This is a genomic window from Streptomyces spiralis, assembly GCF_014654675.1.
In the GTDB taxonomy this organism is placed as follows: Bacteria; Actinomycetota; Actinomycetes; order Streptomycetales; family Streptomycetaceae; genus Streptomyces; species Streptomyces spiralis.
Map to the genome: position 1 here is coordinate 1 of NZ_BNBC01000045.1, position 24,367 is coordinate 24,367.

The following is a 24,367-nucleotide window of genomic DNA, read 5'->3' on the forward strand; positions in this document are numbered from 1 at the left end:
ACGCTTCCTTCGTACTCACCCTCTCGGGCTTTCCTCCGGGCGCTTCCCTTCGGTGTTTCCGACTCTATCAGATCTTTTCGATCCGATTCCCGGCCGGCGGGAGTTTTTGTCTCGGGACTTCCTGGCTTTCGCCCGTCTGCCTTTCGACATTCACTACGTTAGCCGATTCCCGCCCCGATTCATAATCGGGTTCAGCCGGTTCGAATTCGGGCATGCGAACACACCAGAAACGACCCCGCTGAGGGGTGCTCGATAAGTAGTGGGTTGGCCGCTCCGGCTGCTGGCAAACGCCGTACCCGGTTCAGCGGCTCGGGCTACGTTACGCACCTTGCGGGTGCGAGTCAACTTCTGCGGCGCCTCGGCGCGTGGGCCCGGTAGGGGCTCACCGTCGGGTCGTCGGCGATCCAGAAGCGCCACGGGTGGACATCTCCGTTGCCGCCCTCGCCCGCGACGCCCGTGCGCGGACCGTTGCGTACCTGGTCGGAGGGGATCGGGGTGCCGGTCAGGATCCGTATCGGGGTGTCGCCGGCGGCGCAGGCGTCGGTGCCGTCGAGGGACCGGTCGACGTTCAGGGCGGTGGCCAGACGGGCCGGACCTTTGGCCAGTTCCTTGTCGTTGCGGGCCGAGATTCGGCGGGTGCGGGCCAGCTCGGCGCCCTCGACGATCTCGCCGGCGCGCAGCAGGACCCCGCTCGCACGGCCCTCCGGTCCGCAGACCAGGTTCATGCAGTGCCACATGCCGTAGGTGAAGTAGACGTACACATGGCCGGGGGGACCGAACATCACCTCGTTGCGGGCGGTGCGGCCACGGTAGGCGTGGGAGCCGGGGTCGTTCGGGCCGTCGTAGGCCTCGACCTCCGTCAGGCGCAGGGCGATGGGGCCGTCCGGGGTCGTACGCACCAGGAGGCGCCCCAGGAGGTCGGGAGCGACTTCCACTACAGGGCGGTCGAAGAACTCTCTGGGCAGGGGCGTACGGTCCGAGGGCGCGATCATGGCTTACGAGGGTAGTCCAGCCGGGTGGTGTCCCAGGGGTCGTCGATCTGTGAGGTCTGTTGCAAGGCTGTGGGCGCGGAACCGGTGGCGGACGGATCGCGTATGTAGGGATCAGGGATCCATACGTAAAGGGAGAGTCAATGGCGTTCAAGAAGCTGCTCGCGAGCCTCGGGGCCGGTGGGGCGTCGGTGGAGACCGTCCTGCACGAGGTCAACGTCGTGCCGGGCGGCGTCGTCCAGGGTGAGGTGCGGATCCAGGGCGGGTCCGTGAACCAGGAGATCGAGGGGCTGTCGGTCGGGCTCCAGGCGAAGGTCGAGGTCGAGAGCGGCGACCAGGAGTACAAGCAGGACATCGAGTTCACCAAGGTCCGGCTCGGCGGTGCCTTCGAGCTGCAGGCCGGCGCGGTGCACGCGGTGCCGTTCGGCCTGGAGATCCCCTGGGAGACTCCGGTCACGATGATCGACGGGCAGGCGCTGCGGGGCATGCACATCGGCGTGACCACGGAGCTGTCGATCGCGCGTGCCGTGGACTCCGGTGACCTGGACCCGATCAACGTGCACCCGCTGCCGGCTCAGAAGGCGATCCTGGACGCGTTCATCCAGCTGGGCTTCCGGTTCAAGACCGCGGACATGGAGCGCGGGCACATCCGCGGGACGCGGCAGCGGCTGCCGTTCTACCAGGAGATCGAGTTCTACCCGCCGTCGCAGTACCGGGGGCTGAACCAGGTCGAGCTGAGCTTCGTGGCGGACGAGCACGCGATGGACGTGGTGCTGGAGATGGACAAGAAGCCGGGTCTGTTCAGCGACGGCAGCGACACCTACCGGTCGTTCCAGGTGGGTCTGCACGACTACCAGGCGACCGACTGGGCGGCGTATCTGCACCAGTGGATCGCCGAGGTCGGGAGCAAGCGCAACTGGTTCTAGGCTCGGGACCGGTGATTCCGTTGATCAGGGATCACGCGTAACGGATCAGCCCGTATCTATCAGGAGGTACCGAGGTGACCGAGCTCAAGAGGCGGCCGCTCCCCCACGACTTCCATCCGCCCGTGCCGTCCTTCACGGTCACGAGCGACGACGTCCAGGAGGGCGGGACGCTCAAGGACGCTCAGGTCCACGCGGCGGGGAACACCTCGCCGCAGCTGCGCTGGGAGGGGTTCCCGGCGGAGACCAAGAGCTTCGCCGTGACCTGCTACGACCCGGACGCGCCGACGGGCAGTGGGTTCTGGCACTGGGTGCTGTTCGACATCCCGGCCTCGGTGACGGAGCTGCCGGCGGGTGCGGGCAGTGGCAAGTTCGAGGGGCTGCCCGCCGGCGTCGTGCACGCGCGCAACGACTACGGGACGAAGGACTTCGGGGGTGCCGCGCCGCCGCCCGGGGACGGACCGCACCGGTACGTCTTCACGGTGTACGCCGTCGACCAGGAGAAGCTCGGTCCGGACGCGGACGCCTCCCCCGCGGTGGTGGGCTTCAACCTGCGGTTCCACACACTGGCGCGCGCCCAGCTGATCGGTGAGTACGAGAACCCCGCCGAGGGCTGACGTATCGCCCCGACGTGTCCGCCGCGGAAAACGGCGTTCACCGAACGTTTGCCCGCCTCCGGTCTTGGAAGTGATCGGAGGCGGGCATTTTTATTGCGTTGTCCATCACGGCGCGCCCGTCCAGAGTTGATCCGAGCCCGCCGGGGGGTGGGCAGGTGCACACGGGAGGTGGGCCGGATGCGGGACACGCTGGTGCTGAACGCGAGCTTCGAGCCGCTGTCGACGGTGACGCTGAACCGAGCCGTCGTTCTGGTGCTCCAGGACAAGGCCGTGGTCGAGCAGGCCCACCCCGAGCTGCGTATGCGGGGAGCGGCGGTGGACATACCCGCGCCCCGGGTGATCCGGTTGTGCAGATACGTGCGGGTGCCGTTCCGAAGACAAGCGCCGTGGTCGAGGCGGGGTGTGCTGGTGCGGGACCGGCACCGGTGTGCGTACTGCGGGCGGCGGGCGACGACCGTGGACCACGTGGTGCCGCGGTCGCAGGGCGGACAGGACACCTGGCTGAACACGGTGGCCTCGTGTGCGGAGGACAATCACCGCAAGGCGGACCGGACTCCGGAGCAGGCGGGGATGCCGTTGCTGAGGGAGCCGTTCGAGCCGACGCCGGCGGACGCGATGCTGCTGGCGCTCGGGGCGGACGATCTCACGGCGCTGCCGGAGTGGCTCGCGCAGTCGGCGGCGTAGTCGGCCGGTCGGTGTGACAGCGGGGCCCGCCTCCTGAAGGAGGCGGGCCCCGTCGCCGTTGGCATGTCACTGCTCAGTCGATGGACGGCTTCTCGCGGCGCTCCGTACCGGCCCCGCCGGAGTTCGAGGAGGTGCCGCCGCCCGAACCGCCGCCCATGGCACCCAGGTTGCCCATGGCGCCGGACAGGCCCTTGAGGGCGTCGCCGATCTCGCTGGGGACGATCCAGAGCTTGTTGGCGTCGCCCTCGGCGATCTTCGGCAGCATCTGGAGGTACTGGTAGGACAGGAGCTTCTGGTCCGGGTCGCCGGCGTGGATCGCCTCGAAGACCGTGCGGACGGCCTGGGCCTCGCCCTCGGCGCGCAGGGCGGCTGCCTTGGCCTCACCCTCGGCGCGCAGGATCTGGGACTGCTTCTCGCCCTCGGCGCGCAGGATCTCGGACTGCCGGACACCTTCGGCCTGGAGGATGGCGGCGCGCTTGTCACGGTCGGCGCGCATCTGCTTCTCCATCGAGTCCTGGATGGAGGTCGGCGGCTCGATCGCCTTGAGTTCGACGCGGTTGACGCGGATGCCCCACTTGCCGGTGGCCTCGTCGAGGACGCCGCGCAGGGCCGCGTTGATCTCCTCGCGGGAGGTGAGGGTGCGCTCCAGGTCCATGCCGCCGATGATGTTGCGCAGGGTGGTGACGGTGAGCTGCTCGATGGCCTGGATGTAGCTGGCGACCTCGTAGGTGGCGGCCCGGGCGTCGGTCACCTGGTAGTAGATGACGGTGTCGATATTGACGACCAGGTTGTCCTGGGTGATCACCGGCTGCGGCGGGAACGGGACGACCTGCTCGCGCAGGTCGATGCGGTTGCGGATGGTGTCGATGAACGGGACGACGATGTTGAGGCCCGCGTTGAGCGTCCGCGTGTAACGGCCGAAGCGCTCCACGATGGCGGCGCTGGCCTGCGGGATGACTTGGATCGTCTTGATCAGGGCGATGAAGACCAACACCACCAGAACGATCAGGACGATGATGACCGGTGCCATCGTTGCTTCCCGTACCCTTCTCCGCCTCGGCGCTCTCGGAAGATCCTGTGGGCTGTTGAAGATCTTGCTGGTCGAGTCTGACAGACCGTCGCATGCCGTGGGGGGCGTTCGGTCCAGGTCGGTCGGTCCCGGGGACCCGGGTCCGGTGTCCCGGTCCCCGTCGTTCGGTCCAGCTCGTTCGGTGCGGGTCAGATGACGATGGCGGTGGCCCCCTCGATGTCGACGACGTCGACCTCCGCGCCCACGTCGTAGGCGCGGCCGGTGTCGAGCGCGCGCGCCGACCAGATCTCCCCGGCGAGTTTGATCCGGCCGCCGGAGCCGTCGACGCGTTCGAGCACGACGGCCTGCTTGCCCTTCAACGCATCGATTCCCGTGGCGAGTTGGGGGCGCTGTCTGCTGTGCCGGGCCGCGATGGGCCGCACGACGGCGATGAGGGCGACCGAGACGACGAGAAAGGCGATGACCTGGACGACGACGTCGAAGCCGAACCCGGCGACGACCGCGGCGGCGACGGCGCCGACCGCGAGCATGCCGAACTCCGGCATCGCGGTCACCACGAGCGGGATTCCGAGCGCCGCGGCGCCGACGAGCCACCACACCCATGCGTCGATGTCGTTCACATGGTCATGGTAGGGCCGCGGGTCCTACGGCGGACAGGGCGCGAAGGGGGTGGCCCGGGACGACGGGTGGCTCAGGCCAGCGGGAGGCCCTGGGCGGTCCAGCGGTCGCCGACCTGCTCGACGACGAGCGGGAGGCCGAAGCAGCGGGAGAGGTTGCGGGAGGTGAGTTCGAGCTCCAGGGGGCCGGCGGCGAGGACCTTGCCCTGGCGGATCATCAGGACGTGGGTGAAGCCGGGGGCGATCTCCTCGACATGGTGGGTGACCATGATCATCGAGGGGGCGATGGGGTCGCGGGCGAGCCGGCCGAGGCGGCGGACCAGGTCCTCGCGGCCGCCGAGGTCGAGCCCGGCGGCGGGCTCGTCCAGGAGCAGCAGCTCGGGGTCGGTCATCAGGGCGCGGGCGATCAGGGTGCGCTTGCGCTCGCCCTCGGAGAGGGTGCCGAAGCGGCGGTCGAGGTAGTCGGTCATGCCGAGGCGGTCGAGGAAGGCGCGGGCGCGCTGCTCGTCGACGTCCTCGTAGTCCTCGTGCCAGCCGGCGGTCATGCCGTAGGCGGCGGTGAGCACGGTCTGCAGGACGGTCTGGCGCTTGGGGAGCTTCTCGGCCAGGGCGATGCCGGCCACGCCGATGCGCGGGCGCAGCTCGAAGACGTCGGTGCCGGGCTTGCCGAGGGTCTCGCCGAGGATCGTGGCGGTGCCCTTGCTGGGGAAGAGGTAGCTGGAGGCGACGTTGAGGAGGGTGGTCTTGCCGGCGCCGTTGGGGCCGAGGATGACCCAGCGCTCGCCTTCCTTGACCGACCAGGAGACCTGGTCCACCAGAGCCCGGCCCTCGCGGACCACGGATACGTCCTGAAGCTCCAGAACATCGCTCATGAGCGCGTTGTCTCCCCTTGCAGTGTGCCGCCGGTCTCGGCTGTCGCGTACGCCTGTGGCTCGGTCCGCCGCGCCGGTGGGCGCAGCCCCCAACGAATCTACGCCACGAGATGGGCGGGCCGTTCCATCGGTCCGGTCCTTAGGGTGGAGGCATGCTTTCGGAACCGCGCTCTGGACGCCTTGCCGCTTGGGGAAATGCCCTTCTTGCCGGACTTGTCTCGCCGGACGACGCCGTGCTCGCCATCGTGGGTGAGGACGCCGTCCATCGGGTGGAGGGGTTGCCCGGCGAATCCGGGCCCGTGGGGCTGACGCTCGCGCTGGGGCGGCTGCGGACGCTCGGGGTGGGCGCGCTGCGGGTGGCGCTGCCCGCGCCGGGCCATCCGCTGGGGTTGAGCGGGCCGCCGGAGTTCAACGCGCGGGCGATGGACGCCGAGGAGGCGGTGGTCTGTCACGGCGCCGCGTTCGGGCTGGTGCCCGAGGTCTCCGAAGCGGGGCCCGAGGGGGATGTGCACGTCGAGGTGGTGTGGCACGTGCTGCCGGTGCGGGAGGCGCCGCCGGCCGATGTGCCGTCGCTGGGCGAGGCCGAGCGGGAGCTGGCGGAGGCGCTGCGGGATGCGACCGAGGTGCTGTCGCGCCTGGACGTCGCCGCGTCGGGGCCGGTTGCCGAGGCGGCGATCGACGCGTACCGGGCGCGGGCGGAGCGGGGGCGGGAGGTCTTGGCGCCGGGGTATCCGCCGCGGGCGGTGCGGGTGCTGGAGCTGGCGCAGCGGGTGGGACTGCTGATCTCGCTGGCGTACGACAACGGGCACGGGGGTGCGGTGAGCGCGTCCGAGATGGCCGCGCGGGGTGCTGCCTTGCGGCCGGTGGAGCGGACGGCTCGGCGGGCGCAGGTGGCTGCGTACAACTCCGTTGTGGAGGAGCGGGAGAAGAGGGTGCGGTGACCGTGGGGTGATGCGCACCGTGCGTCCGTGTGAGCGCCCTGGGGGCTGTGCCCCCAGCCCCCCTTGTCGGCCTTGACGGCCTCCCGGTGGAGCCGGGAGGCCGTGGGCAGCGGTGGGTGGGCCTTGGTCAGTGGTTCAGGCCGAGGTTGCCGAAGGCCGGGTTGAGGACGCCGATGACGTTGACGCTGTTGCCGACGGCGTTGACCGGGATGTGGATCGGGGCCTGGATGACGTTGCCCGAGACGACGCCCGGGGAGCCCTTGGCGACGCCGGCGGCCGAGGCGCCGTCGTGGGCGGAGGCCATTCCGGCACCGGCGGCCACGATCCCGCCGGCCACCATCGTCACGGCCGCTGCCTTCTTCAGGTTCTTCACTTCTCAGCCCTTCTGGTGTTCGCCACGGCAGTCGCCGCGGCACGCACTGGAGAACGGCCGGGGCAGGCGGAGGTTGCGCCATCCGGGGGACATTCCCACGACGGTATGAATCTCAGTCCGGAGTGGAACCCTCCGAATTGCCGTGGGCAGCAGCAGACCTGCGGGTCCGCGGGCGGCGGGCGGCAGGCGGCAGGCGGCAGGCGGCAGGCGGCAGGTCAGCCGTTCAGCCGGTCACGCCATGGCGTACGGCCCACAGCGCGGCCTGGGTGCGGTCGGCCAGGTCGAGCTTCATGAGGATGTTCGACACGTGGGTCTTCACCGTCTTCTCGGACAGGACGAGGGCGCGGGCTATCTCGCGGTTGGAGCGGCCGTCCGCTATCAGGCCGAGGACCTCCCGTTCCCGCTCGGTGAGCGAACTCCCCCTGCCCTGCCCGGTGTTGTTCTCCTCCTCGGACAGCAGGGCGCCCGCGACCTCCGGTTGGAGGAGGATGTGTCCCGCGTGCACGGAGCGGATGGCGCCGGCGAGCGCGTCGGGGTCCACGTCCTTGTAGACGTATCCGGCGGCGCCCGCGCGCAGCGCCGGGACGACCGTGCGCTGCTCGGTGAAGCTGGTGACGATCAGTACGCGCGCCGGGTTGCCGAGTTCCCGGAGCCGGCGCAGGGCCTCGACGCCGTCCATGACGGGCATCTTGACGTCCATGAGGACGACGTCGGGCCGCAGCTCCTCGGCGCGGGCGACACCCTCCGCGCCGTCCGCTGCCTCGCCGACGACCTCGATGTCCTCCTGCACCTCGAGGAAGGTGCGCAGGCCCCGGCGGACCACCTGGTGGTCGTCGACGACCAGCACCTTGATTGCGTCAGCCACCGGGGGCCTCCATCTCGATCGTGGTGCCCTTGCCGGGCGCCGATTCCACCGTCAGCGTGGCACCGGCCCCGTTCGACCGGTCCCGCATGGAGACCAGGCCGAGGTGGCGGCCCGCGCGCCGGATCGCCCGGGGGTCGAAGCCCCTGCCGTCGTCGGTGACGCGCAGGACGGCTCCCCGGCCCCGGCGCTCGAGGGTGACGTCGACATGTTCGGCGCCGGAGTGCCGCAGCGCGTTGTGCAGGGCCTCCTGGGCGACGCGGAGCATGGCCTCCTCCTGGGCGGCCGGCAGGGCGCGGAAGCAGCGGGCGGTGAAGGTGACGTGCGCGCTGTGGGCGCGGTCGAGGACCTGGACCTGGGTACGCAGGGTGGCGACCAGGCCGTCCTCGTCGAGAGCGGCGGGACGCAACTCCACGACGGCGGCGCGCAGTTCGTCGGCGGCCTCGGCGGCGAGCACGGCGACCTGCTGCAGTTCACCCTTGGCGCGCGCCGGGTCCCGGTCGACGAGGGCGGCGGCGGCCTGGGAGGTCAGGCGCAGGGAGAACAGCTTCTGGCTGACGGCGTCGTGCAGCTCGTGGGCGAGGCGGGAGCGTTCCTCGGCGATGGTCAGCTCGCGGCTGCGCTCGTAGAGGCGGGCGTTGGTCAGGGCGATCGCGGCGTGCTGGGCGAGGATCGAGAGCAGTTCCTCGTCCTCCTCGGTGAAGCCGCAGCCGCCCTCCGGTCTGGGGCAGCGCTTGTTGGCGAGGAACAGGGCCCCGAGGACCTCGTCGCCGTCGCGGATGGGCAGACCCAGGAAGTCGGACAGCTCGGGGTGGGCGGCCGGCCAGCCCTCGAAGCGCGGGTCCTTGCGCACGTCGGCCAGGCGCTGCGACCTGGCCTCGTGGAGCATGGCCGCGAGGATGCCGTGCTGGCGCGGGAGCGGGCCGATGGCGCGCCACTGCTCGTCGCTGACTCCGTCCACCACGAACTGGGCGAAGCCGCCGTGGTCGTCCGGGACGCCGAGGGCCGCGTACTGGGCGTCGAGCAGCCCGCGGGCCGAGGCGACGATCGTCTTCAGGACGTCGCGCACCTCCAGGTGCCTGCTCATGGCCAGCAGCGCGGAGCTCACCGCGGACAGCCCGGACCGGGGACCTTGACTCATGCCCTCACGGTACCGGCGGGGTGTGACAGTGCGGATCGGACCTGTGGCGGCGCGGTCTGCGCCGGTGGGCGTAGGACCGGTGGACTAGGTCGCGGGCCCGGTGGACCCAGGTCGCGAGCCCGGGCCGTGCGGTGTAGGGCGAAGGGCCCCGGCTGTTTGCGGCCCGCGTCCGAGGCGTGGCGGGCGGCCCGGTTCCTAGGTTGGGGTCACCGCCGATCAAGAGGCGGGTGGGACGAGGAGACGTGTCATGCCGGTAGCGATCATCACGGGAGCCTCGAAGGGGCTGGGGCGGGCGCTGGCCGAGGCGCTGGCCGCGCGCGGCTGGGATCTGGTGCTCGACGCCAGAACGGCGGCGGTCCTGAAGGAGACGGCGGATCGGCTCACGACGTACGGCACGCGTGTGACGGCGCTGTCCGGTGACGTCACGGACTCTGGCCATCGGGCGGAGCTGGTGGCGGCCGCGCGGCGGCTGGGCGGTCTGGATCTGCTGGTGAGCAACGCGAGCGCGCTGGGCGCGGAGCCGCTCGTACGGCTGGAGGCGCTTGCCCCGGAGGGGCTGCGGCGGGCGCTGGAGGTGAACGTGGTGGCCGCGCTGGGGCTGGTCCAGGAGGCGCTGCCGCTGCTGCGGGCGTCCGGGGCGGGCACGGTGATCGCGGTCAGCTCGGACGCGGCCGCCGAGGCCTACGAGACGTGGGGCGGCTACGGGGCGTCGAAGGCGGCTCTCGACCACCTCACGGCGGTGCTCGGCGAGGAGGAGCCGGGGCTGCGGGTGTGGGCGGTGGACCCGGGGGACATGGCGACCGACCTGTACGCGGCGGCCGTACCGGACGACGACGGTCCGCGCCCGGCGCCGGAGAGCGTGGTGCCCGCCTTCCTGCGGCTGCTGGACGATCGTCCGGCCAGCGGTCGCTATGCGGCGCCCTCCCTTCTGGAGGCGCGGTGACCCTCGCCGTACGGATACCGGAGGAGCTGTCGGCGCGGCTGCCGGTGGAGCAGCGCGGTCCCGGGCTGGACCGGGACGACGTACGGCTGCTGGTGTCGCGGGGGACGGAGGTGTCGCACCACTCCTTCCGGGAGCTGCCGGGGTTGCTGCGGGCCGGTGACCTGCTCGTGGTGAACACCTCGCCCACGCTGGCCGCGGCGGTGGACGGGCGGATCGGGCCCGCGCGCGTGGTGGTGCACTTCTCCACGCGCGGGGACGACGGACGGTGGGCCATCGAGCTGCGGGATCCCGACGGTAGGGGCACCACGCGCGCGCGTAACCAGGGCAGTGCGCGAAGCACTCGGTGGAAGGGCGGCGGTGGGAGACGGGCGGGCGGTCCTGTGGGTACGGAGGTGGTGCTGCCGGAGGGCGTGCGGCTGGTGCTGGAGGAGCCGCTGAGCGCTCACGCGGACCGGCTGTGGTGGGCCCGGGCGTCGGGGGCGGAGGTCCTCGGGATGCTGCGGGCGCACGGCCGGCCGATTCGTTACTCCTATACGGAGCGGGACCAGCCGTTGTCCGTGTACCAGACGGTGTTCGCCGTTCCGTCCGCCGACGGGGCGGGCAGTGCGGAGATGCCGAGCGCGGCGCGGCCCTTCACCGCGCGGCTGGTGGCGGAGCTGGTGAGCCGTGGGGTGCAGTTCGCCCCCGTCACGTTGCACACGGGGGTGGCCTCGGCGGAGGCGCACGAGCCGCCGTATCCGGAGCGGTTCTCGGTGCCGGAGGCGTCGGCCCGGCTGGTCGACGCGGCACGGGCGGGAGGCGGCCGGGTGATCGCGGTGGGGACGACGGCGGTGCGGGCCCTGGAGAGCGCGGCCGGGACCGACGGGGTGGTCCGGGCGGCGAGGGGATGGACGGATCTGGTGGTGACGCCCGAGCGCGGGGTGCGGGTCGTGGACGGGCTGCTGACCGGGCTGCACGAGCCGGAGGCCTCGCATCTGCTGATGCTGGAGGCGGTGGCCGGGCGGGCGGCGATCGACCGGAGTTACGAGGAGGCCCTGCGCGGGCGCTACCTGTGGCACGAGTTCGGCGACGTGCACCTCGTCCTCCCTGCCCAGAACGCTCACACAGAGAGTTGCAACGGCAACTCCTGGTAAGGAAGCCGCCCCCGCGATGTGAGGACGCACATAGGACCCACATCACGTACGAGCGGGCATAGGAGACAGAACGACCCCCAACGAACGGGACAGACGCCCTCGTCTGTCCCGTTTTGTCTGTTCCTGATCCACTACCCGGCTTCGTACGTCACACCTTTGCCCCACGATTTTGCGATCGCTAAGAATGGCTCTCGTCGCTCAGCGCCGCGGGTTCCGCTCGCGGCGTTTGCGCGGGAAGGACCCCCTCCCGCAGTCCGGAGAGCGACCTCCGCGCTACTCGAAGAGGTCCATTCGCCATGTCCGCAAACTTCCGTTCTCTCCGCCATAGTCGTGCCCTGACCAAGGCCACCGAGTTCCTCAATCAGGGCCGTACGATGACCCGGGCGAAGACCGACGAGCTCGTCCGCCGCGGTCGTACGCTGACCAGGGTCCAGAAGGCCGCCGTCGCCGGTGCCGCCACCCTCACCGCCGCCGCCGTCGCCGTGCCCGTCGCCGTCGCCGGCGCCGAGGGCGCCACGACCGTCTCGGCCGACACCGTCGCCGCTCCGGTCCAGGTGGGCTCGCAGCCGGTCAAGGACGTCAAGGCCGACGTCACCGACCAGCTCGCCGGTGACAGCGTGAAGATCCAGGCCATCGAGGCCAAGAAGCAGACCGCCGCCAAGCAGCAGGCCGCGAAGCGGAAGGCCGAGGCCGCCGCCAAGCGCAAGGCCGAGGCAGCCCGCCAGGCCAAGGCCGCGAGCCGGTCCGCGCAGCGCCCGCAGATGCAGACGGTCGCCGCCGCCACCACTTACGGCAACAACCTCGACGGCTGGATCCGTCAGTCGCTGTCGATCATGAAGCAGCACGACATCCCCGGCTCCTACAGCGGCCTGCACCGCAACATCATGCGGGAGTCCTCGGGCAACCCGAAGGCCATCAACCTCTGGGACATCAACGCCCGCAACGGCATCCCGTCCAAGGGTCTGCTCCAGGTCATCGACCCGACCTTCCGCACGTACCACGTCCCGGGCACGTCGTGGAACATCTACGACCCGGTCGCGAACATCACCGCCGCCTGCAACTACGCGGCGCACCGCTACGGTTCGATGGACAACGTCAACAGCGCGTACTGACCTCGGAGGTCGGCGCGGGCCTCTGACGACAACGCGGAAGGGCGGCACCCCGGTGTGGGGGTGCCGCCCTCAGCCGTGTCATGGACGGCCGTTCGCCGTCGTGGACGGTCCTACGTCGTCGTGGACGGTCCTACGTCGTCGTGGACGGTCCTACTTGCGCATGACCTCCGGCTCGTGACGGCGCAGGAAGCGCGCCACCAGGAAGCCGCAGACGACGCCGAGGACGATCAGCGCGACCATGTCGACGCCCCAGGCCGAGGCCTCGTGGTTCCACAGCGGGTCGGTGCTGGTCGGGTCGTCGGTGTTCGGGGCGATGTTGTTGAAGTCGAGCGTGGCGCCGGCCGCGGCCACCGCCCAGCGCGAGGGCATCAGGTACGAGAACTCGTTCACGCCGACCGTGCCGTGCAGCGTGAACAGGCAGCCGGTGAACACCACCTGGATGATCGCGAACATCACCAGCAGCGGCATCGTCTTCTCGGCGGTCTTCACCAGCGAGGAGATGACCAGGCCGAACATCATCGAGGTGAAGCCGAGCGCCATGATCGGCAGGCACAGCTCGAACAGCGTCGAGCCGCCCAGCACGAGCCCCTGGTCGGGGATCTCGCGGCTGGAGAAGCCGATCAGGCCGACCATCAGGCCCTGCAGCACGGTGACCGCGCCCAGCACGACGACCTTGGACATCAGATACGCCGAGCGGGACAGGCCGGTGGCGCGCTCCCGCTCGTAGATGACCCGTTCCTTGATCAGCTCGCGGACGGAGTTCGCGGCGCCCGCGAAGCACGCGCCGACCGCGAGGATCAGCAGCACCGTGGTGGCCGTGCCGTTCGGGACGTGCACGCCCGTCTTGGGGTTGACCGGGTTGACCAGCAGGCCGCGGTTGTGGTCGATCAGCAGGCTGACCGCGCCGAGCACCGCCGGCAGGATCACCGTCAGCGCCAGGAAGCCCTTGTCGGAGGCGATCACCGAGACGTACCGGCGGATCAGGGTCAGCAGCTGCGAGCCCCAGCCCTGCGGCTTGGGCGGCTTCATGGCCTGCGGCGGAGGCATGTGTACGGACTGCGGGGCGACGGCGTCGATGTCCGCGGCGTACATCTGGTAGTGCTGCGAGCCCTTCCAGCGGCCCGCCCAGTCGTAGTCGCGGTAGTTCTCGAAGGCGGAGAAGACGTCGGCCCAGGTGTCGTAGCCGAAGAAGTTCAGCGCCTCCTCGGGAGGGCCGAAGTAGGCGACGGAACCGCCCGGTGCCATCACGAGCAGCTTGTCGCACAGCGCCAGCTCGGCCACGGAGTGGGTGACCACGAGGACCGTACGGCCGTCGTCGGCCAGGCCGCGCAGCAGCTGCATGACATCGCGGTCCATGCCCGGGTCGAGGCCGGAGGTCGGCTCGTCCAGGAAGATCAGGGACGGCTTGGTGAGCAGCTCCAGGGCCACCGAGACGCGCTTGCGCTGGCCACCGGAGAGGGAGGTGACCTTCTTGTCCTTGTGGATGTCGAGCTTCAGCTCGCGCAGCACCTCGTCGATGCGGGCGTCGCGCTCGGCGGCCGTGGTGTCGGCCGGGAAGCGCAGCTTGGCCGCGTACTTCAGGGCCTTCTTGACGGTCAGCTCCTTGTGCAGGATGTCGTCCTGCGGGACCAGACCGATGCGCTGGCGCAGCTCGGCGAACTGCTTGTAGAGGTTCCGGTTGTCGTAGAGGACTTCGCCCTGGTCGGCGGGGCGGTAGCCGGTGAGCGCCTTGAGCAGGGTGGACTTGCCGGAGCCGGACGGGCCGATGACCGCGATCAGCGACTTCTCCGGGACGCCGAAGGAGACGTCCTTGAGGATCTGCTTGCCGCCGTCGACCGTGACGGTCAGGTGGCGGGCGGAGAAGGACACCTCACCGGTGTCGACGAACTCCTCGAGCCGGTCGCCGACCAGGCGGAACGTGGAGTGGCCGACGCCGACGATGTCGTTCGGCCCGAGCAGCGCCGAGCCGCCCTTGGCGATCGGCTGGCCGTTGACGTACGTGCCGTTGTGCGAGCCCAGGTCGCGGATCTCGAAGCGGCCGTCGGGCGTGGCGTGGAACTCCGCGTGGTGGCGGGAGACCTGGAGGTCGGAGACGACCAGGTCGTTCTCCAGCGCACGGCCGATGCGCATCACCCGGCCGAGGGAGAACTGGTGGAACGTGGTGGGGCTGCGGTCGCCGTAGACCGGCGGCGCCCCCGCGCCACCACCGGGGCCCTGCTGCTGCGGGATCGACGGCGCCTGCTGCGGCTGCTGCCAGCCGGCCTGCGGTGCCTGCTGCTGCGCGGCCTGCTGGGCGGCGGGCGGCTGCTGGCCCGGCTGGCCCCAGCCGGGGTTCGCGCCCTGCGCGGCGTACGGCTGCTGCTGGGGCTGGGCCTGCGGCGTGGCGACGGCGGAAGCGGCGGCCGAGAGGTTCAGTCGCGGTCCGTCGGTGGCGTTGCCGAGGTGGACGGCCGAGCCGGGGCCGATCTCCATCTGGTGGATCCGCTGGCCCTGCACGAATGTGCCGTTGGTGCTGCCGTGGTCCTCGATGACCCAACTGCTGCCGTTGAAGCTGACCGTCGCGTGCCGCCAGGAGACCCTGGCGTCGTCGAAGGCGATGTCTCCCTGCGGATCGCGTCCCAGGGTGTAAGGCCTGGACGGGTCGAGCGTCCAGGTCCGTCCATTGGTTTCCAGTACGAGTTCCGGCACTCCATGCCCCACTGAGTTGTCCCCCGAATTACCCCCGTCACAGGGAGTCTAGGGATGTCGAACATCGTGGGGAACTATTTCAGGCTCCGGCCTGTGACCGAAACCCGGGCCTTGTCATGAGTGGGTAACGCACGCTTCGGCCGACGGCGTTGACGGGGTTGAAACCCGGCCGGAGAGTGGTATTCCACGCGAGGGGGACATGTGCGGCGGTCACGCCGTGCCGTGGATCGGGGGGTCTGCCATGAGTGCTGCCACGAAGACTGCCACCAAAGCCGGGACCGCCGGGCCGGCCGCGCCTCTGCCGTGGCTCGATGTGCTGCTGTCCGCGATCGCCTGTGTGAGCTGGGCGTTGACGGGCATGGCGGCCACCGCCGTGCTCGGGCTGCATCTGCTCGGGGCGGACTCGGCCGGTTCGCTCGGCCCGATGACCGCCGCGGTGGTGGCACTTGGGGCCGGTGGTGCGGTCACACCGTCCGGGGACGTGTCCGTGTTCGGTCTGAAGGGGGCGGCGGCGCACACCGCCATCCAGATCACGCCACTGGGCGTGAGCCTGGTCGGGGCGCTGCTGCTGTCGTGGTTCTTCCTACGGTCCGTGCGCGCGGCCGGAGTTGACATCGCCCCGGCCGAACTGCTCGCCCGCGCGGTGGCGGTGGTGACGCTGTTCATGACGATGATGGGCGGGCTGGCCTGGGCCGGGCACGACGTGGTCACCATCGACGGTGCCTCGCTGGGCCTGGACCGGCTGCCGGGCGGCGGGACCGGCGGAGGATCGGGCGGTCTGAGCATTCCGGGGCTCGGCGACCTGGGCGACATCGGCGGGCTCCTGCCCGACAACATCGGCAAGCTCATCGACGCCAAGGCGGCCGTCGGCTTCCGTGTCGACACAGCGCCCACGCTGCTCGGCGGGCTCGGCTGGTCGGCCGGGATCCTGCTGATCGCGCTGCTCGCCTCGCGCCGCACTCCCCTGCCGCGCGGCTGGGCCGCCGTGCACCGGGTGGTGCGGCCGGCCGTGTCCGCACTCGTCACCGTGCTGCTGACCGCGGTGGTGGCGGGTCTGGCCGCGGCCGGATACGCGGCGGTGGGCGACCCCCACCCCCGGCGCATCGCGGGGGCCGCGCTGCTCGGCGCGCCCAACGGGGTCTGGCTCGGTGTTCCGGTCGGTCTCTTCGTCCCGTTCGACGGCAGGGCCACGGGCGTGCTCGCCACGCTGCTGCCGGATCCGCTGGACCGGCTGCTGGACGCGGGCTCCGACCGGCCGGTCACGCTGGCGCGACTGGCCGACCTGGACGGGCAGGTGTGGCTGCTGGGGGTGGCGGCGGCGCTGATGATGCTGCTGGCGGGGGCGCTGACCGCGGTGCGCACACCGGTGGCGCCCGCCGGCCGCGCTGCCGGGGCGCCGGCACGGGGACGGGGGACCCTGGGATTCGTGGGGCGGTGTGCGCTGCGGCTGGGGGTTGTCACGGCTGTGGCGCTGCCGCTGCTCGCCTGGCTGACGGACGTGTCCGCGAACGCCTCCCTGTCCGTGCTCGGCGTCGACGCGTTCGGCGCGGGGATCGAGCTGCACGGGCATCTGGGCACGGCCCTGCTGCTGGGTGCGGTGTGGGGCGCCGGGGCGGGGGCCGTCGGGGCGCTGCTGGCGACCGCGGCCGGGATGGCGGGACGGCGCGCGGCGCCGCTGGCACTGGGTGTCATGGAGGCGGGCGGGGGCGTCGAGGAGGCGGGCGGGGGCGTCGGCGGCGCGGGGGCTCATCCAGGTGGTGCGGTGCCAGGGGGTACGGGACCAGGGAGTGCGGGACCGGCTCCGGGTCGCGGCCCTCGTCCGGCGGTCGGTGCCGGGGGCGACGTGGGGGGGTCCGTCCGGCCCGGGGGCCGGTCCGGCGTACGGGCCGATGCCCCGTCCTCCGGCGACGATGACGAACCGTGGCGCCCTGCGGGGCAGGCCGGCCCCTACTCCCCCGGTACGCCGTTCCGGCCGCCGAACCCGGCCACCAACCCGTACCTCCGGCTGCCCGGCGAGCTACGGGGAAGGGAGAAGGGCGGCCGCCCGGAGGCCGCACCCCGGCCGCCGGAGGACGCCCGGCCACCAGCGCCCAGCCGGCCACCGGAGACCGCCCGACCACCCGAGGAAACCCGTACACCGGACGACGCCCGGCCCACGCAGGACGTCCGAACGCCGGAGGATGCCCGGCCGCCGCGGAGCGCCTGGCCAACGCAGGCCGCCCGGCCGCCGGAGAACACCCCGCGGCCGGAGGACACCCAGCCGTCGGAGGGCTCCCAGCCACCGGAGAGCTCCCGGTCGCCGGAGGAGAGGGGCGGCCGGAAGGACGGTTCCGCGGCGGGGCGGGCGACGCCCACGCCCGCCCCGGAGGACGTGGCCGGGGCGCCCACGATGGTCGGCCCCGTCGCACCGCCGCCGCGTCCGCGGGGGCGGCGCTCCCGGCCGCGGTCCGGGACGTGGCCGCCTCCCCCGCCGCCTCCGCCGCCGGTGGCGCCCCGGCCCGAGGACGATCCGCCGGACGCGCCCCCTCCACCCCCTCCGCCGAGGCCGCCGAGGACGCCGAGGACACCGCCCCGGAAGTGACCCCGCCGTGCGGCCGAGTCCCCTGTCCGCCAGGCGGACCTGAGGGGCGTCAGGCACTGGGTGCCGGATACGGTGGAATCACCATGAGCGCTTCGCAGAGTTCCGATGACCTCACCCTTCTCGTCAAGATCTTCGGGAAGGACAGGCCGGGCATCACGGCCGGCCTCTTCGACACCCTCGCCGCCTACTCCGTCGACGTGGTCGACATCGAGCAGGTCGTCACCCGTGGCCGGATGGTGCTGTGCGCGCTCGTCACCCAGCCGCCCGCCGGGCTGGAGGGCGACCTGCGGGCCACCGTGCACAGCTGGGCCGAGTCGATGAAGATGCAGGCGGAGATCATCTCCGGCCGTGGCGACAACCGGCCGCGCGGCCTCGGGCGCTCCCTGGTCACCGTGCTCGGCCACCCCCTCACGGCGGAGGCGACCGCGCAGATCGCCGCGCGGATCACCAAGACCGGCGGCAACATCGACCGCATCTTCCGGCTGGCCAAGTACCCGGTCACGGCGGTGGAGTTCGCGGTGTCCGGCGTGGAGACGGAGCCGCTGCGCACCGCCCTGGTCACGGACGCGGCGGCACTAGGTGTCGATGTCGCGGTCGTCTCGGCGGGCCTGCACCGGCGGGCGCAGCGTCTGGTCGTCATGGACGTGGACTCGACCCTCATCCAGGACGAGGTGATCGAGCTGTTCGCGGCGCACGCGGGCTGCGAGGACAAGGTCGCCGAGGTGACGGCGGCCGCGATGCGCGGCGAGCTGGACTTCGAGCAGTCGCTGCACGCACGGGTGGCGCTGCTGGCGGGGCTGGACGCCTCGGTGGTGGACAAGGTGCGCAGCGAGGTACGGCTGACGCCGGGCGCGCGCACCCTGATCCGTACGCTGAAGCGGCTCGGTTACCAGGTCGGTGTCGTCTCCGGCGGCTTCACCCAGGTCACGGACGACCTCAAGGACCGGCTGGGGCTGGACTTCGCGCAGGCCAACACGCTGGAGATAGTCGACGGGAAGCTGACGGGCCGGGTCACCGGGGAGATCGTGGACCGGGCGGGCAAGGCGCGGCTGCTGCGCCGGTTCGCGGCCGAGGCGGGCGTCCCGCTGTCGCAGACGGTGGCGATCGGTGACGGCGCGAACGACCTGGACATGCTGAACGCGGCCGGTCTCGGCGTGGCCTTCAACGCCAAGCCGGTGGTGCGTGAGGCGGCGCACACCGCGGTGAACGTGCCGTTCCTGGACACCGTGCTGTATCTGCTGGGTGTCACCCGCGAAGAGGTCGAGGCGGCGGACGCGCACGAGGAGGGCTGAGGCCGGACGGGGCCTGACAGGGCGGGAGGCCCTGCGGCCCGGACGCCGCCCCCCGGTGACGTTCCTCGGGGCCGGATCGGTGGCCCTGGGCCCGGCGGCCGCGCAGGCGCCGGGCCCGGTCCACGGGTGGTGGCCGGAGGGTAGGGCTACTCCGACGGCGCCCAGTAGTCGACCAGCGTGGCGACCCCCGGCTCCAGGCTCTTCCAGGAGCCCTCGAAGGTGACGACGGCGAAGGCGGCGGCCGGGAAGCCGCGGCGGCTCATGCGCTCGCGGGCCTCGGCCTCGGACGCGCCGCACACCACCTCGGTGAGTCCCTGAACACCCGGGTTGTGGCCGATCAGGATGACGTTGTGGATGTCGTCCGGCGTTTCGTTGAGCACCGTGATCAGCTCGCCGGGCGAGGCTTCGTAGATCCGCTCCTCGTAGACGGTTTTCGGCCGGTGCGGCAGCTCGTGGACGGCGAGCTTCCAGGTCTCACGGGTCCGGGTCGCGGTCGAGCACAGGGCAAGGTCGAAGGGAACACCGGAGTCGGCCAGCTTGCGGCCGGCCACAGCGGCGTCCATGCGGCCCCGCTCAGCCAGCGGTCGTTCGTGGTCGGACACCTGGGGCCAGTCGGCTTTCGCATGCCGGAAGAGGACAATCCTGCGGGGTTCTGCGACGCTCATGGCTCCCAGCTTCGCACGAAACAGGCCATGGGGCGCAGGGAGTTGACATGCGGCTTCGCGGCCGGCGCGGCTCGCGCCGGAGGTGCCGGGGCGGGGCCACCGCGTCAGCGGGAGAACAGGTCCTGGGCGTGCTGGAGCAGCTGCGTGATCGCGGGGTCGCCCGCGCTCGCATGGCCGCCCGACGGGTTGAGTATCAGGGCGAGCAGGGTGAGGAAGGCGAGGGCGGGCAGGGCCAGGGCCCACCACGGCAACCGCATGTCGACGCCGCCCGTGGTCGCCGGGTGGGGCCGGGAGTGCGTTCGGGCCGACATGATCGCCTCCGTGGGGCTTCGAGTGCTCCTGTGACCGCCACTCGCGACCACACCTCGAAATTACGGAACCGGCGGGCCCCGGCCCATCCGGTGATCCACCCACTTGACCCTGACCCTCACCCCCTAGGGGATCGGGGGTTACCCCCACCCCGGGGTCAGGGGGACGCGATCGTCGTGGGGGTCAGGGGGACGCGATCGTCGCGATGATGCCGATGATCACGAAGATGGCGAAGAACGCACCGAAGACGAGCAGCATCTTCTTCTGGCTGTTCTGGGGGTTCGGGTCGAGCACAGGCTGCATGGCCCCAGTCTCGCACCCGGGCCCCGGCGCGGGTGCGCCGGGGGCGGTTCAGCGCGTCGCCTCGTCCTCCACGGTGCGGTCGCGCCCCGCCAGCCAGCCCACCACCATCTGCGGGATCATCAGGCCGGTCATCAGCGCGATGGGCACCCCCCAGCCGCCGCTGCTCTGGTAGAGCACGCCGACCAGCAGCGGTCCCGGGATGGAGATCAGGTAGCCGGTGCTCTGGGCGAACGCCGACAGCTGGGCGACGCCCGCGCCGGTCCGGGCGCGCATGCCGACCATGGTGAGCGCCAGCGGGAAGGCGCAGTTCGACACGCCGAGCAGCAGCGCCCAGGCCCAGGCGCCGGCGGCCGGCGCGAGGTAGAGACCGGCGTATCCGGCCAGGCCGCAGACGCCGAGCACGACCACGATGGAGCCCTGGTGGGGCAGCCGGGTGGCCAGGCGGGGGATGACGAAGGCCAGCGGTACGCCCATCACCATGGTGACCGCGAGCAGCAGTCCGGCCGTGCCGGCGGACACGCCCGCGTCCCGGAAGATCTGGGCCATCCAGCCCATGGTGATGTAGGCGGCGGTGGCCTGGAGGCCGAAGAAGACGGCCAGCGCCCAGGCGGTGCGGCTGCGGGTGATCCGCAGCGCGGGGGCCTGCGGGGCCTGCTCCGCGCGCGCGGTCTCGCGCCGCACGGACTGCTGCTCGGCCGGTGCCCGGTCGGCCGGCGCGCTGCCCCGGTCGCGTACCAGCGGCAGCCACGGCAGTACGGCGACGGCCGCGAGCGCCGCCCACACCGCGAGGCCGGGCTGCCAGCCGCCGCCGAGGGCGCCGGTCAGCGGCACGGTCACCGCGGCGGCGGTCGAGGTGCCCAGGGCCAGGGCCATGGAGTACAGGCCGGTCATGGATCCGACCCGGTCGGGGAACCAGCGCTTGACGATGACCGGCATCAGGACGTTGCTGACGGCGATGCCCATGAGCGCGAGCGCGCTGGCGACGAGGAAGCCCACCGTGTTCCCGGCGTAGGGACGTATGAGCAGCCCGGCGGTGATGGCAACCATGCCGGCGCACACCACCGCGGCGGGGCCGAAGCGGCGGGCCAGCCGGGGGGCCATGACGCCGAAGACGGCGAAGCAGAGCGGGGGCACGGAGGTGAGGAGACCGGCCACGCTGCCGCTCATCCCGAGTCCGTCGCGGACCTCCTCCAGGAGGGCGCCGAGGCTGGTGATGGCGGGACGCAGGTTCACGGCGGCCAGCACGATGCCGACCATGACGAGGCGCGTGGCCCACGCGCGCGTGGATGCCTTCCCGGGCTCCGGTGGTGTCCCGGGTACCCGGGAAGCGGCGGTCGCGGCCGGGGGCTGCGGCTCGGTCGTGGGCGTCGTCGTCCGGGTGGTTTCCTCGCGTGGCATGAGGCCCATCATAGAATGATGGGATGATTGACTGTCCACGGCCCGGGAGTCGGCTTCCGGGTCCCGCGTGCGAAGGTGTGCCATGCCCCTGAGCCATCCACGCCGGTCGGCGCTGTCCGAGCAGGTCATCGCAGCGCTGCGGCACCAGATCACGTCGGGCGAGTGGCCGGTCGGCTCCCGCATCCCGACGGAGCCGGAGCTGGTGGAGCAGCTCGGTGTCGCCCGCAACACCGTGCGCGAGGCGGTCCGCGCACTGGCGCACAACGGCCTGCTGGACATCCGCCAGGGCTCCGGCACGTACGTCGTGGCGACCAGCGAGCTGGCCGGCGTGATGCACCGCCGGTTCGCCGGCGCCGACCCGCGGCACATCGCCGAGCTGCGCTCCACGCTGGAGTCGGCCGCGGCGAAGCTGGCCGCCGAGCGGCGCGGCGAGAAGGACCTCAAGCAGCTGGACGCGCTGCTCGTGCGGCGGGAGGAGGCCTGGGCCTCCGGCGACGCGGAGGCGTTCGTGACCGCGGACGCGACCTTCCACCTGGCCGTGGTGGCCGCCTCCCACAACGACGTGATGACCGCGATGTACGCGGACCTGGGCGAGGTGCTGCGGGACTGGCTGCGCGCGGACGTCGGCGCGGGGCTGACCCCGGACACGTACATGGACCACACGCGGCTGGTCGACGCCATCCGCACGGGCGACGCGGAGGCGGCCGCCGCCGAGGCGGCGAGCTACCCGTTCCTGTGCCGTGCGGCCCGGCTCGGGTTCAGTCCGCCCGCAGGTGACTGATCCACACCGCGCGGATCTCCTTCCAGCAGCGGCCGGTCATCCGGACGGTCTGCGCGGGCCCCACGTCCACCGGGGCGCCGTCGCCGTCCAGGTCCCACCACCGTGCGCACTCGATATGCAGGGCGACGCGGTCGGTCTCGGGGTACGGGTTGTGGCAGTAGGCGGTCACCTCGGACCCGGAGACGGTGCTGCGGCACGTCGCGCCGAACGGCTCGGCCGCCCATGCGCCGTACGGCAGGAGCAGGAGGGGTCCCAGCCCCGCGGCCAGGGTCGCCGAGGCCACGCTGCGGAACGGACGCACAGGGGACCTCCTCGGCCGTGCTGGGGAGGGAAAACGCGAGGTGAGCGCAGTCCCAGGGTGCGCGAGGACCGGTCCGCCCCGCCCGGCCGGATGAGCCGATCGGGTGACGCGAAGGGCCCGCTCCCCTGGGGGAAGCGGGCCCTTGAGCGGCTGTGCGGGTCAGGCGCCGATGGCGTGCAGACCGCCGTCCACGTGGATGATCTCGCCGGTGGTCTTCGGGAACCAGTCGCTCAGCAGGGCGACGATGCCGCGCCCGGCCGGCTCGGGGTCCTTCAGGTCCCACTCCAGCGGGGAGCGGGTGTCCCACACGGAGGCCAGCTCGCTGAAGCCCGGGATGGACTTGGCGGCCATGGAGCCGAGCGGGCCCGCCGAGACGAGGTTGCAGCGGATGTTCTGCTTGCCCAGGTCACGCGCCATGTAGCGGTTGGTCGCCTCCAGGGCGGCCTTGGCCGGGCCCATCCAGTCGTACTGCGGCCAGGCGAACTGCGCGTCGAAGGTGAGGCCGACGACCGAGCCGCCGTTCTGCATCAGCGGCAGGCAGGCCATGGTCAGCGACTTCAGCGAGAAGGCCGAGACGTGCATGGCGGTGGCGACCGACTCGAACGGCGTGTTGAGGAAGTTGCCGCCGAGCGCGTCCTGCGGCGCGAAGCCGATGGAGTGCACGACGCCGTCGAGGCCGCCCAGCTCCTCGCCGACGATGTCGGCCAGGCGCGCCAGGTGCTCGTCGTTGGTGACGTCCAGCTCGACGACCTTGGTGGGCTTGGGGAGCTTCTTGGCGATGCGCTCGGTCAGCGTGGGCCGCGGGAACGCGGTGAGGATGACCTCGGCGCCCTGCTCCTGGGCCAGCTTCGCGGCGTGGAAGGCGATGGAGGCCTCCGTCAGCACACCGGTGATCAGGACGCGCTTGCCCTCGAGAATTCCGCTCATGGTGATCAGTGACCCATTCCCAGTCCGCCGTCAACGGGGATGACGGCTCCAGTGATGTACGAGGCGTCGTCCGAGGCGAGGAACCGCACCGCGGCGGCGATCTCCTCCGGCTGCGCGTAGCGGCCCAGCGGCACCTGCGCCATGATCGCCTCGCGCTGCTCGTCGCTCAGTGCCCGGGTCATGTCGGTGTCGACGAAGCCGGGGGCGACGACATTGAAGGTGATGTTGCGCGAGCCCAGCTCACGGGCGAGGGAGCGCGCGAAGCCGACCAGGCCGGCCTTGGAGGCGGCGTAGTTGGCCTGCCCCGCGGAGCCGAGCAGGCCGACGACCGAGGAGATCAGGACGACACGGCCCTTCTTGGCGCGCAGCATGCCGCGGTTGGCACGCTTGACGACACGGAAGGTGCCGGTGAGGTTGGTGTCGATGACGGAGGCGAAGTCCTCCTCGGACATGCGCATCAGGAGCTGGTCCTTGGTGACGCCGGCGTTGGCGACGAGGATCTCGACCGTGCCGTGCTGGGCCTCGATCTCCTTGTAGGCCTGCTCCACCTGCTCGGGGTCGGTGATGTCGCACCTGACGGCGAGGCAGCCCAGATCCGTCAGGTCGGCCGGCGGCTCACCCGACCGGTACGTGATCGCGACCTTGTCGCCGGCGTCGGCGAACGCGCGGGCGATGGCGAGGCCGATGCCCCGGTTGCCTCCGGTGACGAGAACCGAGCGGCTCAACGGATCACCCTTTCGTAGCGGTCTGAAGCGTTCACAGCTCGCCCGGACACCTCGATGAGCAGGCGGCTTCACCCGAAAACCTATCGGTCCGGACGCGAGAGCGGACAATCGGGCACCGACAGTGACGTACGGGCCCCGCTGTCGAGTCCCTACAGAAAAC

At 71.7% G+C, this 24,367-nt stretch carries 25 protein-coding genes; 10 read left to right on the top strand and 15 right to left on the bottom strand.

Going from position 1 to position 24,367, the window contains the following annotated elements; translation table 11 throughout:
* Nucleotides 1-341: 341 nt before the first annotated feature.
* On the bottom strand, nucleotides 342-992 hold the full coding sequence (locus IE318_RS34200; RefSeq protein WP_030182757.1) for a DNA-3-methyladenine glycosylase: 651 nt from the start codon (nucleotides 990-992) through the stop codon (nucleotides 342-344).
* Between the two features lie 140 nt (nucleotides 993-1,132).
* Between IE318_RS34200 and IE318_RS34205 the strand changes: the two genes are divergently transcribed.
* From IE318_RS34205 to IE318_RS34215, 3 genes are all read left to right on the top strand, one after another.
* Nucleotides 1,133-1,915: a sporulation protein gene (locus tag IE318_RS34205; RefSeq protein ID WP_189906624.1), complete on the top strand. Its 783-nt coding sequence runs from the start codon at nucleotides 1,133-1,135 to the stop codon at nucleotides 1,913-1,915.
* A gap of 74 nt (nucleotides 1,916-1,989) precedes the next feature.
* Nucleotides 1,990-2,529, top strand: a complete 540-nt coding sequence (locus tag IE318_RS34210; RefSeq protein WP_189906626.1) for a YbhB/YbcL family Raf kinase inhibitor-like protein — start codon at nucleotides 1,990-1,992, stop codon at nucleotides 2,527-2,529.
* A 177-nt stretch (nucleotides 2,530-2,706) separates the two neighbouring features.
* Nucleotides 2,707-3,213 (top strand): HNH endonuclease, encoded by a 507-nt coding sequence (locus tag IE318_RS34215; RefSeq protein WP_189906628.1) that lies wholly within the window; start codon nucleotides 2,707-2,709, stop codon nucleotides 3,211-3,213.
* Nucleotides 3,214-3,286: 73 nt separating this feature from the next.
* Here IE318_RS34215 and IE318_RS34220 read toward each other — a convergent pair whose 3' ends face one another.
* From IE318_RS34220 to IE318_RS34230, 3 genes are all read right to left on the bottom strand, one after another.
* The gene (locus IE318_RS34220; protein ID WP_189906630.1) at nucleotides 3,287-4,243 is read right to left on the bottom strand and encodes an SPFH domain-containing protein; all 957 of its coding nucleotides are present in this window, start codon (nucleotides 4,241-4,243) and stop codon (nucleotides 3,287-3,289) included.
* A gap of 188 nt (nucleotides 4,244-4,431) precedes the next feature.
* Nucleotides 4,432-4,863, bottom strand: a complete 432-nt coding sequence (locus IE318_RS34225) for an NfeD family protein (RefSeq protein WP_189906632.1) — start codon at nucleotides 4,861-4,863, stop codon at nucleotides 4,432-4,434.
* A gap of 71 nt (nucleotides 4,864-4,934) precedes the next feature.
* Entirely contained in the window at nucleotides 4,935-5,732 is a 798-nt protein-coding gene (locus IE318_RS34230; protein ID WP_030182735.1) for an ABC transporter ATP-binding protein, read from the bottom strand.
* A 152-nt stretch (nucleotides 5,733-5,884) separates the two neighbouring features.
* Between IE318_RS34230 and IE318_RS34235 the strand changes: the two genes are divergently transcribed.
* Complete coding sequence (locus IE318_RS34235; RefSeq protein ID WP_189906634.1) at nucleotides 5,885-6,673, top strand: Rv1486c family protein; 789 nt, start codon at nucleotides 5,885-5,887, stop codon at nucleotides 6,671-6,673.
* A 127-nt stretch (nucleotides 6,674-6,800) separates the two neighbouring features.
* Here IE318_RS34235 and chpE read toward each other — a convergent pair whose 3' ends face one another.
* From chpE to IE318_RS34250, 3 genes are all read right to left on the bottom strand, one after another.
* A complete protein-coding gene (gene chpE, locus IE318_RS34240; RefSeq protein ID WP_030182727.1) occupies nucleotides 6,801-7,046 on the bottom strand; it encodes a chaplin ChpE in 246 nt (81 codons plus the stop codon).
* A gap of 223 nt (nucleotides 7,047-7,269) precedes the next feature.
* Nucleotides 7,270-7,911, bottom strand: a complete 642-nt coding sequence (locus tag IE318_RS34245) for a response regulator (RefSeq protein WP_030182724.1) — start codon at nucleotides 7,909-7,911, stop codon at nucleotides 7,270-7,272.
* On the bottom strand, nucleotides 7,904-9,049 hold the full coding sequence (locus tag IE318_RS34250; RefSeq protein ID WP_189906636.1) for a GAF domain-containing sensor histidine kinase: 1,146 nt from the start codon (nucleotides 9,047-9,049) through the stop codon (nucleotides 7,904-7,906). Before IE318_RS34250 ends, IE318_RS34245 begins: the two co-directional genes overlap by 8 nt.
* Before the next feature lie 247 nt (nucleotides 9,050-9,296).
* On the opposite strand from IE318_RS34250, the gene IE318_RS34255 reads away from it, so the two are divergent.
* From IE318_RS34255 to IE318_RS34265, 3 genes are all read left to right on the top strand, one after another.
* A complete protein-coding gene (locus tag IE318_RS34255; RefSeq protein ID WP_189906638.1) occupies nucleotides 9,297-9,992 on the top strand; it encodes an SDR family NAD(P)-dependent oxidoreductase in 696 nt (231 codons plus the stop codon).
* Nucleotides 9,989-11,125 (top strand): S-adenosylmethionine:tRNA ribosyltransferase-isomerase, encoded by a 1,137-nt coding sequence (locus IE318_RS34260; protein ID WP_189906640.1) that lies wholly within the window; start codon nucleotides 9,989-9,991, stop codon nucleotides 11,123-11,125. The genes IE318_RS34255 and IE318_RS34260 overlap by 4 nt, the downstream gene beginning before the upstream one ends.
* Before the next feature lie 374 nt (nucleotides 11,126-11,499).
* Nucleotides 11,500-12,237 carry a transglycosylase SLT domain-containing protein gene (locus IE318_RS34265; protein ID WP_189906707.1) on the top strand — a complete coding sequence of 246 codons (738 nt, stop codon included), beginning with the start codon at nucleotides 11,500-11,502 and terminating at the stop codon, nucleotides 12,235-12,237.
* A 150-nt stretch (nucleotides 12,238-12,387) separates the two neighbouring features.
* Here the strand turns inward: IE318_RS34265 and IE318_RS34270 are convergent, their stop codons facing one another.
* Nucleotides 12,388-14,925 carry an ABC transporter ATP-binding protein/permease gene (locus IE318_RS34270; RefSeq protein ID WP_189906642.1) on the bottom strand — a complete coding sequence of 846 codons (2,538 nt, stop codon included), beginning with the start codon at nucleotides 14,923-14,925 and terminating at the stop codon, nucleotides 12,388-12,390.
* 241 nt (nucleotides 14,926-15,166) lie between these two features.
* On the opposite strand from IE318_RS34270, the gene IE318_RS34275 reads away from it, so the two are divergent.
* Both IE318_RS34275 and serB read left to right on the top strand, forming a co-directional pair.
* A complete protein-coding gene (locus tag IE318_RS34275; protein ID WP_229903933.1) occupies nucleotides 15,167-17,506 on the top strand; it encodes a streptophobe family protein in 2,340 nt (779 codons plus the stop codon).
* Between the two features lie 83 nt (nucleotides 17,507-17,589).
* Entirely contained in the window at nucleotides 17,590-18,798 is a 1,209-nt protein-coding gene (serB, locus tag IE318_RS34280; RefSeq protein WP_030182704.1) for a phosphoserine phosphatase SerB, read from the top strand.
* 146 nt (nucleotides 18,799-18,944) lie between these two features.
* On the opposite strand, the gene IE318_RS34285 is transcribed toward serB, so the two are convergent.
* The 4 genes from IE318_RS34285 to IE318_RS34295 form a co-directional block, all read right to left on the bottom strand.
* Entirely contained in the window at nucleotides 18,945-19,463 is a 519-nt protein-coding gene (locus IE318_RS34285; protein ID WP_030182701.1) for a SixA phosphatase family protein, read from the bottom strand.
* Nucleotides 19,464-19,567: 104 nt separating this feature from the next.
* Nucleotides 19,568-19,774, bottom strand: coding sequence for a hypothetical protein (locus IE318_RS34290; RefSeq protein WP_030182696.1), 207 nt, complete (start codon nucleotides 19,772-19,774; stop codon nucleotides 19,568-19,570).
* A gap of 181 nt (nucleotides 19,775-19,955) precedes the next feature.
* The gene (locus tag IE318_RS46200; RefSeq protein ID WP_107473521.1) at nucleotides 19,956-20,075 is read right to left on the bottom strand and encodes an SGM_5486 family transporter-associated protein; all 120 of its coding nucleotides are present in this window, start codon (nucleotides 20,073-20,075) and stop codon (nucleotides 19,956-19,958) included.
* Between the two features lie 48 nt (nucleotides 20,076-20,123).
* Nucleotides 20,124-21,485 carry a CynX/NimT family MFS transporter gene (locus IE318_RS34295; protein WP_189906643.1) on the bottom strand — a complete coding sequence of 454 codons (1,362 nt, stop codon included), beginning with the start codon at nucleotides 21,483-21,485 and terminating at the stop codon, nucleotides 20,124-20,126.
* 70 nt (nucleotides 21,486-21,555) lie between these two features.
* Between IE318_RS34295 and IE318_RS34300 the strand changes: the two genes are divergently transcribed.
* Nucleotides 21,556-22,254 (top strand): FadR/GntR family transcriptional regulator, encoded by a 699-nt coding sequence (locus IE318_RS34300; protein ID WP_030182691.1) that lies wholly within the window; start codon nucleotides 21,556-21,558, stop codon nucleotides 22,252-22,254.
* Here IE318_RS34300 and IE318_RS34305 read toward each other — a convergent pair.
* The 3 genes from IE318_RS34305 to fabG all read right to left on the bottom strand — a co-directional run bounded on the left by IE318_RS34305 (nucleotide 22,232) and on the right by fabG (nucleotide 24,207).
* Nucleotides 22,232-22,555, bottom strand: a complete 324-nt coding sequence (locus tag IE318_RS34305; protein ID WP_030182688.1) for a hypothetical protein — start codon at nucleotides 22,553-22,555, stop codon at nucleotides 22,232-22,234. The two genes, IE318_RS34300 and IE318_RS34305, sit on opposite strands and share 23 nt — an antisense overlap.
* A 159-nt stretch (nucleotides 22,556-22,714) precedes the next feature.
* Nucleotides 22,715-23,482, bottom strand: coding sequence for an enoyl-ACP reductase FabI (gene fabI, locus IE318_RS34310; RefSeq protein WP_030182686.1), 768 nt, complete (start codon nucleotides 23,480-23,482; stop codon nucleotides 22,715-22,717).
* A gap of 5 nt (nucleotides 23,483-23,487) precedes the next feature.
* The gene (gene fabG, locus IE318_RS34315) at nucleotides 23,488-24,207 is read right to left on the bottom strand and encodes a 3-oxoacyl-[acyl-carrier-protein] reductase (RefSeq protein ID WP_030182681.1); all 720 of its coding nucleotides are present in this window, start codon (nucleotides 24,205-24,207) and stop codon (nucleotides 23,488-23,490) included.
* Between the last annotated feature and the right edge of the window lie 160 nt (nucleotides 24,208-24,367).

Coding starts and splice junctions, on each gene's coding strand:
- IE318_RS34200 (WP_030182757.1), bottom strand. CDS start 992: ATGATCGCGCCCTCGGACCGTACGCCCCTGCCCAGAGAGTTCTTCGAC.
- IE318_RS34205 (WP_189906624.1), top strand. CDS start 1,133: ATGGCGTTCAAGAAGCTGCTCGCGAGCCTCGGGGCCGGTGGGGCGTCG.
- IE318_RS34215 (WP_189906628.1), top strand. CDS start 2,707: ATGCGGGACACGCTGGTGCTGAACGCGAGCTTCGAGCCGCTGTCGACG.
- IE318_RS34220 (WP_189906630.1), bottom strand. CDS start 4,243: ATGGCACCGGTCATCATCGTCCTGATCGTTCTGGTGGTGTTGGTCTTC.
- IE318_RS34230 (WP_030182735.1), bottom strand. CDS start 5,732: ATGAGCGATGTTCTGGAGCTTCAGGACGTATCCGTGGTCCGCGAGGGC.
- IE318_RS34235 (WP_189906634.1), top strand. CDS start 5,885: ATGCTTTCGGAACCGCGCTCTGGACGCCTTGCCGCTTGGGGAAATGCC.
- IE318_RS34250 (WP_189906636.1), bottom strand. CDS start 9,049: ATGAGTCAAGGTCCCCGGTCCGGGCTGTCCGCGGTGAGCTCCGCGCTG.
- IE318_RS34255 (WP_189906638.1), top strand. CDS start 9,297: ATGCCGGTAGCGATCATCACGGGAGCCTCGAAGGGGCTGGGGCGGGCG.
- IE318_RS34265 (WP_189906707.1), top strand. CDS start 11,500: ATGACCCGGGCGAAGACCGACGAGCTCGTCCGCCGCGGTCGTACGCTG.
- IE318_RS34275 (WP_229903933.1), top strand. CDS start 15,167: ATGAGTGCTGCCACGAAGACTGCCACCAAAGCCGGGACCGCCGGGCCG.
- serB (WP_030182704.1), top strand. CDS start 17,590: ATGAGCGCTTCGCAGAGTTCCGATGACCTCACCCTTCTCGTCAAGATC.
- IE318_RS34285 (WP_030182701.1), bottom strand. CDS start 19,463: ATGAGCGTCGCAGAACCCCGCAGGATTGTCCTCTTCCGGCATGCGAAA.
- IE318_RS34290 (WP_030182696.1), bottom strand. CDS start 19,774: ATGTCGGCCCGAACGCACTCCCGGCCCCACCCGGCGACCACGGGCGGC.
- IE318_RS46200 (WP_107473521.1), bottom strand. CDS start 20,075: ATGCAGCCTGTGCTCGACCCGAACCCCCAGAACAGCCAGAAGAAGATG.
- IE318_RS34295 (WP_189906643.1), bottom strand. CDS start 21,485: ATGATGGGCCTCATGCCACGCGAGGAAACCACCCGGACGACGACGCCC.
- IE318_RS34300 (WP_030182691.1), top strand. CDS start 21,556: ATGCCCCTGAGCCATCCACGCCGGTCGGCGCTGTCCGAGCAGGTCATC.
- fabI (WP_030182686.1), bottom strand. CDS start 23,482: ATGAGCGGAATTCTCGAGGGCAAGCGCGTCCTGATCACCGGTGTGCTG.